General features: G+C 47.3%; 12 protein-coding genes. 10 read left to right on the top strand and 2 right to left on the bottom strand.

The window, feature by feature from the left end; all coding sequences use genetic code 11:
- Positions 1 to 87: 87 nt before the first annotated feature.
- Both NDK47_RS23465 and NDK47_RS23460 read left to right on the top strand, forming a co-directional pair.
- Complete coding sequence (locus NDK47_RS23465; protein ID WP_251872154.1) at positions 88 to 642, top strand: RNA polymerase sigma factor; 555 nt, start codon at positions 88 to 90, stop codon at positions 640 to 642.
- Entirely contained in the window at positions 639 to 2,378 is a 1,740-nt protein-coding gene (locus NDK47_RS23460) for a DUF4179 domain-containing protein (protein ID WP_251872153.1), read from the top strand. Before NDK47_RS23465 ends, NDK47_RS23460 begins: the two co-directional genes overlap by 4 nt.
- A 119-nt stretch (positions 2,379 to 2,497) precedes the next feature.
- Here NDK47_RS23460 and NDK47_RS23455 read toward each other — a convergent pair whose 3' ends face one another.
- Positions 2,498 to 3,760: a Zn-dependent hydrolase gene (locus NDK47_RS23455; RefSeq protein ID WP_251872152.1), complete on the bottom strand. Its 1,263-nt coding sequence runs from the start codon at positions 3,758 to 3,760 to the stop codon at positions 2,498 to 2,500.
- Between the two features lie 48 nt (positions 3,761 to 3,808).
- Entirely contained in the window at positions 3,809 to 5,032 is a 1,224-nt protein-coding gene (gene dpaL, locus NDK47_RS23450) for a diaminopropionate ammonia-lyase (RefSeq protein WP_251872151.1), read from the bottom strand.
- Positions 5,033 to 5,276: 244 nt separating this feature from the next.
- Between dpaL and NDK47_RS23445 the strand changes: the two genes are divergently transcribed.
- The 8 genes from NDK47_RS23445 to ureC all read left to right on the top strand — a co-directional run bounded on the left by NDK47_RS23445 (position 5,277) and on the right by ureC (position 12,479).
- A complete protein-coding gene (locus tag NDK47_RS23445) occupies positions 5,277 to 5,960 on the top strand; it encodes a GntR family transcriptional regulator (RefSeq protein WP_251872150.1) in 684 nt (227 codons plus the stop codon).
- Between the two features lie 195 nt (positions 5,961 to 6,155).
- The gene (locus tag NDK47_RS23440; protein ID WP_251872149.1) at positions 6,156 to 7,430 is read left to right on the top strand and encodes an erythromycin esterase family protein; all 1,275 of its coding nucleotides are present in this window, start codon (positions 6,156 to 6,158) and stop codon (positions 7,428 to 7,430) included.
- Between the two features lie 327 nt (positions 7,431 to 7,757).
- A complete protein-coding gene (locus tag NDK47_RS23435) occupies positions 7,758 to 8,336 on the top strand; it encodes a uracil-DNA glycosylase (RefSeq protein ID WP_251872148.1) in 579 nt (192 codons plus the stop codon).
- Positions 8,337 to 8,657: 321 nt separating this feature from the next.
- Positions 8,658 to 8,924: a CD3324 family protein gene (locus NDK47_RS23430; RefSeq protein ID WP_251872147.1), complete on the top strand. Its 267-nt coding sequence runs from the start codon at positions 8,658 to 8,660 to the stop codon at positions 8,922 to 8,924.
- Between the two features lie 186 nt (positions 8,925 to 9,110).
- Positions 9,111 to 9,767: a FusB/FusC family EF-G-binding protein gene (locus NDK47_RS23425; RefSeq protein WP_251872146.1), complete on the top strand. Its 657-nt coding sequence runs from the start codon at positions 9,111 to 9,113 to the stop codon at positions 9,765 to 9,767.
- Positions 9,768 to 10,108: 341 nt separating this feature from the next.
- A complete protein-coding gene (locus NDK47_RS23420; protein ID WP_251872145.1) occupies positions 10,109 to 10,411 on the top strand; it encodes an urease subunit gamma in 303 nt (100 codons plus the stop codon).
- Between the two features lie 35 nt (positions 10,412 to 10,446).
- Complete coding sequence (locus NDK47_RS23415) at positions 10,447 to 10,770, top strand: urease subunit beta (protein WP_251872144.1); 324 nt, start codon at positions 10,447 to 10,449, stop codon at positions 10,768 to 10,770.
- Positions 10,767 to 12,479: an urease subunit alpha gene (ureC, locus tag NDK47_RS23410; protein ID WP_251872143.1), complete on the top strand. Its 1,713-nt coding sequence runs from the start codon at positions 10,767 to 10,769 to the stop codon at positions 12,477 to 12,479. Before NDK47_RS23415 ends, ureC begins: the two co-directional genes overlap by 4 nt.
- Positions 12,480 to 12,493 lie beyond the last annotated feature (14 nt).

Genomic DNA, 12,493 nt, shown 5'->3' with positions numbered 1-12,493 from the left:
TTTCCTCATTTTTCCGTCGTAACTAAGTGTAAAGCAAAAAGGCACTAGCTGCGCAGCGTACCTTTTTGAAATGGAGGAAAGCCAAACATGCAGGACGACAAGATGATCGTGGACGAGGTCCTCAATGGCAACAAAGAGGCTTATGCTCAGATCATTCAAACCTATCACAAACGAATCAGGCTTCTGATCCGCAAGATATTGGGGCCATCGCTACATGAGCAGGATATCGCGCAAGAAATTTTTATCAAGGCGTACTACCATTTGGGCGACTACAGCAAAAGCTACGATTTTGGCGCATGGCTTTACCGGATCGCGACCAATCACTGTTTTGATCAACTGCGAAGCCGAAAGCGGTCGATAGCAGTAACAAACGCAGAAGTGGAGCCGGCCACGAGCCATACGCCGGAAGCGGAGTACCTTGCGAAAGAACGAAGTGCCTTCCTGCGCGAACGGATGATGACACTGGATTCGAAATATCGGGTCGTCTTGGAGATGCGCTATCTCCATTTTATGACCTATGAAGAAATGAGTGAAATGCTGGATGTTCCGATCAGCACCGTACGGACGCGTCTTTCTCGGGGGAAGGAGAAGCTGAAGGGAGCGCTGACGAGAACAGGAAGAGGAGGGGACTACTATCTATGAGATGCCTTGACAACGAGATGCTGGTCGCGTATCTGAAAGATGCACTTCCTTTCGAAAAGAGTCAAAACGTACAAAGTCATCTTCTAACCTGCGGCACCTGTCAGCTCCTGTTCGAGCAGTATTTGCTTGAGCCCGAGAGGAATGAGGCTGGCGCAAAAGAAGAATGGCAAACCGACACCATTATTGAGAGGGTTTTGGATAGGGTCCCCCCTTATCCCCTGAACGTGCTAAAGCGGGTCGATCGTTACCAAGCCGATTTATTTGACGGGAAAAAACGAATAAACGGGAAAAAACGGAGTGTGGTTATGATGAAAAAAGCGACGCTGGCAGCAGCCGGACTGGCTCTGGTTGTATCGTTAGGGACGCTCGTTTATCCTGGTTTCGCCACTTATGTGCAAGGGGTTTATTATGCGGCCAATCCGATGAAGGAACCGTATACAGATATCCAGGGCATTGTCAGCTTGTACGCAAAGGAGGATACGGATGCGGGCGTATTGCAAGCTGCTCAGCAGGGGTATGTAAAGCCGCTTCATTTAAAAGCTGTCGATCAGGGACTGACGTTGGAAGCAAAGGCAGTGTTGGCCGATCCGGCTCAAATTATGGTTTTGGGGTCGCTTACTGACAAGGACGGGAAGAAGTTGAACACATTTTGGGAAGACCGGTTTAGCAGAAATTACGATGGAACGATAGAAGCGAACAGAGTCATCCGATTGAAGGACAAGACAGGTAACGTATTGAGACCACAGCTAATAGTTCCGAAAATGCCGGACCCACTATACTGGAATATACTCCCCAATGGTGAAAACTTTATCATTCAAAGTGATCTTCGCAACTTCTTCCCTGATCCGAGCAAGCTGCCGGATGAAATGATACTCGAAGTGCAGGTAAGGCAATTGGGTAAGAAGGAAGGAAACTGGAACTGGGATATTCCGATTGATCTGCGATTGGCAAAAGCTGCGACAAAAACAGTTTCCGTCCAGCAACAGTTCACCACGCCCCAAGGAGAAAAGATCGATTTCAAGGAAGTTCGTTTTGGTCCGAGCGCCACGCAATTGATGTTCACCACAAACAATGTGACCGCGCGTGAAAAAGGCATTCGCTATCATTTGATTGACGAGCAGGGAGCAGTGCTAGCGACGTGGGATGACGTGACCATACTATACGGCATTTCTGCCGGTGAAAAGCTTTATCAAAATGTAAGCTTCAATTTGAGCCATGGGAGCCTGTTGAATACTGGGCTCTTGCCTGAAAAATACAATAGGGTTCATTCCTTCTATCCGATTGATCGCACAAAGAGTGTAACGTTGAAAATGGATGCAGTCTACACAGCGGAGAAGGCTGATTTTCGTGCCAAGCTCCCGATTACCGAACTGAAGAAGAATCCGATCACGGTGACAGAAGAGGGGAATAGGATTACGTTTACAAGACTCGAAACGCAAACGGGAGAGAAGGAAGCAGGGAAGGATCGAATGACCTACATTTTCCATGTGGAAGGAACCTTGACAAAAGATATTGCGGGTATTACGAATGAATGGCGGGTGATGGATGAAAACGGAGAATCCGAAAAGGTTCTGTTCTTTCCCAGCTTGACCATTGCAGAAGACGGGACCAGAAAGCTGAGCGGCACACTTAAGGTGAGCATGAAGAATAAAGACGCCAAAGAGTTTACGATCTCGTATGACGAGAAGATCAAACAGCATCCTGTGACATGGGAAGTTCCCATCCCCCAAAAGTAGATCCGTTCAAAGAAAAACAGCGGCCATCTGGGAAGAGAAAATAACGTCCCAGACTGCCGCTGTTTCTGTCTGCATTCAACTATGGATACCCGTTAAAAATACCAAAGTTACTACATACGTTACCCGTTTTTTTCCTGTTCGCTTGCAAGATTGCTGATAACATCTAACAACACATTTGCTCCGGCTACCAGGTCCGGTTCTGGCGTGAATTCGCGAGGGTTATGGCTGATGCCCCCGATGCTCGGCACGAAAATCATGGCTGCCGGGCATATGCGAGCGATCATTTGGGCATCATGTCCGGCACCGGAAGTCATTCGCCTGGAGGACAATCCGCGCCGCTGGGCTGCTGCTTCCACCGTCATGACGATCTTTGCATCAAAGGTGACAGGTTCAAAGCGAGCCATGCGTTCTGCAGTGATCTTCACCCCTTCGGCAGCAGCAAGTTCTGTGAGATAGGCACGTAATGCCGCTTCCTCCGTCTGTAAGCTGTGTTCGTTTGGATCACGCAGATCAACGGTGAATACTGCACGAGAAGGGATAATATTGACCGCATTTGGCTCAAAGCGGATACAACCAACCGTCGCTACAGTAGGCGTTTGGGAACTCATTGCCCGGTCGCGCAGGAATGAAATGACACGTGACGCTGCATATCCCGCATCTGCCCGCATGGATATCGGTGTGGTACCGGCATGGTTTGCTACACCTTCAATGGTAATCCGCTGCCACGAAATACCTTGGAGGTTTTCAACTGCACCGATCTGTATTCCCTCTCTTTCCAGTACAGGGCCTTGTTCGATGTGAAGCTCTACATACGCATGTGGTTTCAAAAAACCAGGCTCCTTCGAACCTGCATAGCCGATCCGTTCCAATTCTTCTCCAAGTACGGTGCCATCCGTACCGACAGAAGAGAGTGCCTCTTCAACAGACAGCCCGCCGGCATACACAAGCGAACCCATCATGTCTGGTGTATATCGCACCCCTTCTTCATTCGTAAAAGCAGCGACGACGATAGGGCGGGACGGAACAAAGCCGGCTGCCCGCAACGTCTGAATGACTTCGATACCGGAGAGCACACCATAACACCCGTCATACACTCCTGCATCGATGACCGTATCGATATGCGATCCGATCATAACAGGTTCTTGATCATCTTCACTTGAAGCTCGCCAGATACCGAAAATGTTGCCGATTCTGTCTACCGCAACCTCCAAATTCGCCTCCTTCATCCAGGAAACAAGTGTGTCACGGCCGCGCTTATCCGCGTCGGTAGCCGCCAGCCTGACGAGCCTGTCCTCTCCGTCTCGGCCAATTTGTCCCAGCTGCTCGATTCGGCTCAACAATCGTGCAGAATCGATCGAAGTCATGGAAGAATCGAAAGCCATTTCACATTTCCCCTTTCGCTTGAATATATAGATTGGCATTCACCCCGACTAAAAAGACGGATACATGCCGTCCCATACGATATTTCTGTACCCCTCGGGATCTGTGTCGCCTTCTGTGCTAATGATGAGAATTCTTGAATCTGTGTTAATTTGGAGCTGTGAAGCCATTTGGTGCAAGGCTTCTTCTCGAATAAGACTGAGCACACCTAAACCGACAGCGCCGGATTCTCCAGAAATGACACGGGGATCTCCAGGCAAAGGGTTGCCAAGCATCCTCATGGCCTTTGCGGATACATAGTCTGGAGTGGAGATATACATATCAGCATAGTCTCGTAAAACACCCCAAGCCACCATGCTCGGTTCTCCGCAGGCGAGTCCGGCCATAATGGTTGGCATGAAACCAGTTACCGCATGGGGTTTTCCGTCATTTACGGCAACGGATTTATAAATACATGCTGCTTCATTCGGCTCCACTATGATGGTGATCGGCCTGTTTTTGCCAAATCTCGTCAATAAATAGCCGAGTACGCTTGCCGCAAAGGAGCCTACGCCGGCTTGCAAAAACACATGCGTCGGCGATTCTGCTCCCTCTTGTTTTATCTGTTCAAGCGCCTCGTCAATAAGCGTGCAGTATCCTTGCATAATCCAGGTAGGGATTTCTTCGTAGCCCTCCCATGAGCTGTCTTGTACCAGCACCCCGTTATGCTCGTCAGCATATTGCTTGGCCAACCTGACCGTATCGTCATAGTTCAGCTCGGTGATCGAAGCTATCGCGCCTTCTTTTTGAATATTGTTCAAACGGATTTCGGAAGAGCCTTTGGGCATAAATACGACTGATTTTTGTCCCAACTGCTTCGCGGCCCAGGCAATCCCTCTGCCATGGTTTCCGTCCGTAGCGGTAACAAAGGTAATGTCACCCAATCTCTCTTTCATTTCTCTCGACTTCAAAATCTCAAAGGAAAGCTCCGAAATATCCATACCCAGTTTATTTGTTACGTACTTTCCAACCGCATAGGAGCCGCCCAAAACTTTAAAAGCATTGAGGCCAAATCTGTATGACTCATCCTTTATCCAAATATTCCGAACGCCAAGCTTGCGCGACAATTCTTTCAAGCTGTGCAGAGGCGTCACCTGGTATTCTCGAAAACTCTTGTGAAAATCTCTGATTTTCCCAATTACTTCTTGGTTCATAAAAGGTACGGAGATGTGCTCGGTGTCAAATTTACGTGCTTGTTCATTTGTGATGTACGTAAGTGAAGTGCTGTCTACCATTTACATTCCCCCGTTACAAATGTAATCAGCGCTGGCTATAGCCTCGGCCTTCTTTTGCATCCATCATTTGAATAACGCTGCAAGAAGAAAATAGAAACATGTGAAATGTGATATATTACATTCTAATCAACAAGATTATTCCATGTCAACTTAGCAGAGTTTCCATAGATCTGTCCCTTGTTGAAACCGACAAATTGTACGTGATATATTACATTCATATAGTAGTAAGGAGGAGGCGTATTCTTTGTTATTGGAGCATGCCAAAAAGGTCAAACGCACATCCATTCGTGAGCAGGTATACCATCAAATTCAAGAGTGGATTATTAGCGGCGTATTAAAGCCGGGTGACCGATTAAAAGATCAGGATTTGGCGGAGGCGTTGGGGGCAAGCCGTACGCCTATTCGTGAAGCCCTGTTGAGACTGGAAGAAGAAGGAATGATTCAAAGCAAAGCGAATAGCTGGACACAGGTTGCTCCCGTTGACATTAATCAGGCTTTTCGCCTGTATCCGATGATCTGGACGCTGGAGAAGCTTGCTGTTTCATTTGCTAAAGAGAATATGAAAGAAGAGCATATCGAGAAAATGGAAGCGATTAATGAAGAGCTGGATCGGGCTTTAAAGCAGGGGGATGCGCTTGGCGCCCAACACCAGGATGCTCGCTTTCACCAGGTGATTATAGATTTATCGGAAACTGAAGAACTGATTCATGTGCTGGATGGATTGAAAAAAAAGCTGCGCCGTTATGAAATTACCTACTTCAACGGTATTTCAGGGGTTGAACAATCGGTTGAAGAACATAAAAAAATCATTCTCTCGTTAAAAGAAAAAAACTTTGAAGCTGCTGCCGAAAGAATAGAGGTCAATTGGCAGGAGAGTTTTCAACGCCGCATATCCAATATGGAAGTCAAGAATCGTAAAAATACATGACAAGATTAAACATAATTTAATTAAATTTAATATAGTTAAACAAAACAAGAATGCAGTATAATAAGATAAATGCCAAGAAAAACCATTCCATGAGTATCGTACGTTTTTATCAATCCGAGCGGGAAGGTGACATACGAGGTTGTCACCTTTTATCCGGTGAAAAACGAATGCTCAGCTCAAGAAAGAGAGAACAATATGAAAAAAAATCTCCTGTTCGCAATAAGCTTGTTAATCATGATGAGTGTATTGACAGGTTTCCAGTCATCAACCAACACGCTGCAGCAGTCGTTGGAATCCAACCTTGTTCCAGTTTCCAAAATGGAACTGCCTTCGAAAACCATCATCGGGTTTGGCGAAGCTACACATGGCAACAAGCAATTTACCACGCTAAAGTTTGATATTTTTAAGCATCTGGTGGAAAAACAAGGATTTCGCGTATTTGCCATCGAAGGCGATTTCGGCGGAGGCCAGAAGGTCAATGAATACATTTTAGGAGGCAGTGGAACTGCGCAAGATGCTGCAAAAGCAATCGGATTTACGATATACAATACGGAAGAAATGGCATCCCTTTTATCTTGGATGCGCTCCTTTAATGAACAGCGGGATACAAAAGATAAAATTCACTTTTATGGTTTTGACATGCAGCGCTATGACCATAACAAAAACGGGTTATTCACTTATTTACAAAAGGTTGATCCGACACTCGCCTCCCAGTATGGGGTTGCACTTGCGAATCTGAATGACAAAACGGTATACGATCAAAAAAAGGCCAAGGTACAGGAGGGGCTCTCCCACATTAAAAACCTGATGGAGCGGATGAAAGAAAACAAATCCGTCTATATCGCGAAAAGCTCCGAGAAAGAATATGAGTTGGCTCTGGCCTTTGCCGAGGCAATCAAGCAAAACGCTACCCTGCACGGAACCAATGTGAACTATAGCAATGCCCGCGATCTCTATATGGCGGAAAAAGTGAAATGGATGTTATCCTTTGAAAAGAAATATTACGGTCGCGAAAACATATTCATAACAGGACATAATGGACACATCGAAAAAACCTCCACTACCACGGGAATGACAACCTGCATGGGAGCGCATCTGGCGAAAACCTTTGGGGAGCAATATTACGCCATAGGAAGTGAATTCTACGAAAGCTCCTTTATTGCGAATGACGCTGCTACGAATGAGCGAAAAGAGTTTTATGTAAAAAACAGTGGGAACGATCGGCTGGCTGTACTGTTTGCACATACAAACAGGAAGGATGGATTCCTGGACTTTGCAAAGGCGAGACAGGATGAAAATTTCACTGCATTTCTAAATAGGGCTCAGCCCATTAGTGCAATAGGTGCAGTCTTTAGCGGACTGTATGGAAAAATTGAAAAGATGTATACGTTACAAATGATTCCGGCAAAAGCTTTTGATGCGATTATTTTCGTACGGACAGCTACTCCTTCGATCATGATAACGGATTAATGCAGTTTGAATCATCATGCCACCTTTGAAGGTGGCTTTTTTCTTCCCGGTCATCAGACTTTTTACAATCCCCCGTCGTCTTGCATAGTGAGAACAAAATGATGCGCGCATTGTGATCCCCACCGATGTCATCGCGGACCTGCTGGTAAGTCGTGAATATATTCGGTAGGAAAAGCAGCCCCGGGACGTTCCGAATCGTTCCGGGGCTTGTGCTTGCTATTCGTGCCGACAACGATACAGATCACGAGCGAGAAAAGCGTTTGAGATCTTGATCCAAGCCCCATCCTAATGAGGGAAGACATGCGTTAAGAAGCGGAGGGTAGAAGCGTGGATGAACAATGCCTTGCTGTGTGGCCGGAAGAGAAACCTCCGGCTGGTATCGAGAACTGTATGGATTGCGGGCTGTATCAACATGGCTCTCGGATGATTTGGGGCGAGGGCAATCCGCACGCCCCCATCATGATCGTATTGGATAATCCGGGGGCACGAGAAGATCGCGAGGGAAATCCATTTATCTGTGGAACCAGGGAGACATTGCAAAAGGCCGCAGCTGCGGCAGGGATCAAGAGAGAAGAGTTGTATCTGACATACGTGCTAAAGCGTCGTCCCACCCGGGCATACGACAAGTGGACTGCAAGAGCAGCCTGTATGCAGCACCTGCTGGCCCAACTGCAAAAACACTCCCCTCAGTTTGTCTTTTGCCTGGGAAATGTGGCGTCACAGGCATTTTTTGATAATCCGGAGGCTGAGGTGAAAACACTGCGGCAGATGTGGCACTTCCCACGAGGGTGCAAAACCACAGTCTCGTACCATCCTTTGGCTGTCCGCAGACGACCTAACCTTTGGAATACTTTTATGGAAGATTGGATGTTTCTCGTCTCCTCGTACAAAAAATCGGGTAGTTGAGTAGCGAAAAAGGGAAGCTGGTTTCCCTTGGCTTGGATACAACTAGCAGGAAAATCGGCTTGAACAGCCAGCCCGAGCCTGTATATGATAAAATCATAACACGAATGAAAAACAGTTATTCAACATCCAGGAGGTGATCACCTGTGGTAATTGCGAGCACATTACCCAACACAGCAGCTACTCATGCAAAGCCAAGTATTGGAGGCGATACTTTGCATGGGGTGAACGTTTGTCTGTCATCGCCCAATCGCGCATAGATCATTTCTGATCATTTGGCTTTGCCCCTTATTTCTATGAAAAATAAATAAGGAGCGAGCTGAAATGAGATATGTCAAAGCAACAACGATTTTACCGGAGCAGCTGATCAAAGAAATTCAAAAATATATTCAAGGGGAAACCCTTTATATTCCGAAACAAAAAACGACTTATCAAAAATGGGGAGCGCGTTCTGGAGGAAGAAAGCTAATCGATGAGAGAAACGCTCAAATTAAGAATGCGTTTCAAAACGGAACCACGATTCAGCAGTTGGCCGAGGATTACTTTCTTGCTGTAGAGACGATCAAAAGGATTGTGTATTCACATAAATAGGGAAAACGACTGAAGCACCGATGATCCGGGGAATGGATGATCGGTGCTTTTTATGTTGAGTTTGTTTCTGAGTCAAATCCTGCATTTCTTTCCTGCAGTAAATTCTCTATAGTAAAAAAACGGAGCAGGTAGAGTGGAACAACGATCCTGCACCCTGGATGATAACGAAGGTTTGGAGGGAAAGAGATGACGGAGCCATTTATCCGAAACCATCACTATAACTTTATTCGACAACAAACAGAGCACCTGCAAAAAGCAACGGCAACGGTAACGGATGCCAAAGTACTGGAAGCCGTCCGCTATGGAGCAGAAGCCAAAGTCATAGACTTGTTTTCTTCAGCGACATCGTCCCAAAGAGAATTGCTTGGGGAAATCTCTTCATTAAAAGCGGCGGGAGATTTTCAGAAGTATCTCCAGGCGCTATCGCCCTATCTGGCCCCGTTTCCACAAGTGACAGAAAAACAGGTAAAAAAGCTGTTCCCCAAAAATAAGAAGCTGAAGGTTCCCGATTTGACAGTGATCGATTACCAGGCAGTCACGTACCTCGGTTGGGTTGATATTGCAACCAACAAGTTGTTCATCGTATATCCGTTGAACGGAGAAATAAGGGGTATCGAAGGAAGATTTACGATTGCTCCCAAGAAAAATATCTGTTCACTCTGTCATGGGCACGGAGAGGTTGCGCTATTTACTGCGATTTCGAAAACGCGGTCGGTGCATACATCACCGGATTATTACAAAGCGATTGGCAACTATATCTGCACGAATAGTCATGAATGCAACAAGCGGATCACTGACGTGAAGGCATTGGAAAGATTGATTCAGGAAATTACCGGCGCGTGATGGGACATATTGCTGAAAGGGTTTTGCCCTTCGATAAAAAACAATAAAGGCCACTGCAAAAGACAGAGCAGTGGCCTTTCGTTATTTCATTATCGTAAACGCTTTGTATCTCTCAATCAAAAATGTATTCCAGGTTATCCTTTTTGGCGAAACCGGCGAGTTGGGACGTGTATTCAGATGGATATCTACCCATCGGTGAAAAATTTCACAGAAACACATCGAATAGGAAAAATTTCCATGGGAAATAGTAGAAAGAGATAGGAACTTTAGATATGTACCCATTTCCTGTACCTTCCTGGAAAATAGGACGGCAGCACAGGCGATTGCGATGGAGGGATCGTATGAGACTTTCCCAAAGGGAACAAGAAAAATTAATGATTGTCGTGGCCGCAGATCTAGCCAGACGACGGAAAGAGCGGGGGGTTAGGCTAAACTTTCCCGAAGCGGTGGCGCTGATTACCGATTACATCATGGAAGGGGCGCGCGACGGCAAAACGGTTGCGGAGCTGATGAAGGAAGGCAAAGAAATTCTGACGAGTGAGGATGTCATGGAGGGGGTCCCGGAGATGATCCACGATATTCAAGTGGAAGCCACATTCCCCGACGGCACCAAGCTTGTTACTGTTCACTATCCCATTACATAGGGAATGACCGTCCCCAAACGAAAGGAGAATTTCTTTTGATTCCTGGAGAGTACGTGCTGCGTGATGATGATATTGTTTGCAACGAGGGCAGGGAAACGACCAAATTAAATGTTTTGAATACAGGCGATCGCCCGATTCAGGTAGGCTCTCACTTTCATTTCTATGAGGTGAACGCTGCGTTGCAGTTTGATCGGGACAAGGCTTTTGGGATGCATTTGAATATCCCCGCCGGGGCAGCCGTTCGTTTTGAGCCGGGTGATCCAAAGGATGTTGAGGTTGTCGCATTCCGCGGAGAGAGGCGCGTTTACGGATTGAACAACAAAACGGATGGACCCTTGGACAAGGAGGGAGGGAAATGAGTTTTCGCGTAACGAGAAAACAATACGCGGATTTGTTCGGCCCCACGACAGGGGATGCGATTCGCTTGGCAGATACGGATTTGTTTATCGAGATTGAAAAAGACTACACCAAATACGGTGATGAATGTAAATTTGGCGGAGGAAAATCCATTCGAGACGGGATGGGACAGCATCCGCTGGCGACGCGTATCGAAGGCGCGTTGGACGTTGTCATTACCAATGCGGTGATCCTGGATTACACGGGGATTTATAAAGCGGATATCGGAATTCTGGATGGAAAAATCGCCGGGATCGGCAAATCGGGAAACCCCTTGCTTATGGAGGGTGTTGATTTAATCATCGGCGCCAGCACAGAGATTATCAGCGGGGAAGGATTAATTGTAACGGCGGGCGGGATTGATACGCATATTCATTTTATCAATCCTGCACAAGTGGAAACGGCTCTGTCTGCTGGGCTGACAACCATGATCGGCGGCGGAACCGGACCTGCCGAAGGCACCAAAGCGACGACGTGCACACCGGGCGAGTGGAATATCCACCGGATGCTGGAAGCAGCAGAGGGGTTGCCGATCAATCTGGGCTTTCTCGGGAAAGGGAACTCTTCATCAGTCCCGGCTCTCGCCGAACAGATCCGCGCAGGGGCGATCGGGCTGAAGATTCACGAGGACTGGGGAGCGACTGCCTCGACCATCGATCATTCCTTGCGGGTAGCGGACCAATATGATGTGCAAGTCGCGATCCACACCGATACCTTGAATGAATTTGGATTTGTCGAGGACACAGTGGCTGCGATCAATGGCCGAGTCATCCACACCTATCACACGGAGGGCGCGGGCGGCGGGCATGCGCCGGATATTATCAAAATGGCCATGTATCCAAACGTCCTGCCGGCTTCCACCAATCCAACCAAGCCGTTTACGACCAACACGATTGATGAGCATATCGACATGCTGATGGTATGTCACCATCTCAGCCCGAAGGTACCGGAGGACATCGCGTTTGCCGACTCCCGCATCCGCCGCGAAACGATTGAAGCGGAAGATATTTTGCATGACATGGGTGTACTCAGCATCATGAGTTCGGACTCCCAGGCGATGGGCCGGATTGGCGAAGTGATCTTGCGCACATGGCAGCTTGCCGACAAGATGAAAAAGCAGAGAGGCAAGATGAAGGGCGATCAGGGAGTCGGCGACAATAACCGGGTCAAACGGTATGTAGCCAAGTACACGATCAATCCTGCAATCGCACATGGCATCTCTTCCTATGTAGGCTCGATTGAAGTCGGAAAAATTGCAGATCTGGTTCTGTGGCATCCTGCTTTTTTTGGCGTACAGCCTGAGATGATTTTGAAAAGCGGCATGGTGGTCCACAGTCTCATGGGCGACGCCAACGCTTCGATTCCGACGCCGCAACCGATTCTCTACCGGCCGATGTTTGCTTCTTATGGAAAAGCGTTGTTCTCCAGCTCGATTACTTTTGTATCGAAAGTGGCATTTGAAAACGGGATTCACAAGCAATTGGGCTTGCAGAAGTGTGTGCTCCCGGTTTCCGGCATCCGCAATTTAACCAAGAAGGATATGAAGCTGAATGGAGAAACCCCCGAGATTACGGTAGATCCGCAAACCTATGAAGTAAAGGTTGACGGCGAATTGCTTTCGTGTGAGCCCGCAGATGTTTTGCCGATGGCCCAACGCTATTTCTTATTCTAAGAGTTCTAAGAGGT

Source organism: Brevibacillus ruminantium (assembly GCF_023746555.1).
GTDB classification, from domain to species: Bacteria; Bacillota; Bacilli; order Brevibacillales; family Brevibacillaceae; genus Brevibacillus; species Brevibacillus ruminantium.
This window is presented reverse-complemented; position numbering and strand designations above follow the sequence as displayed.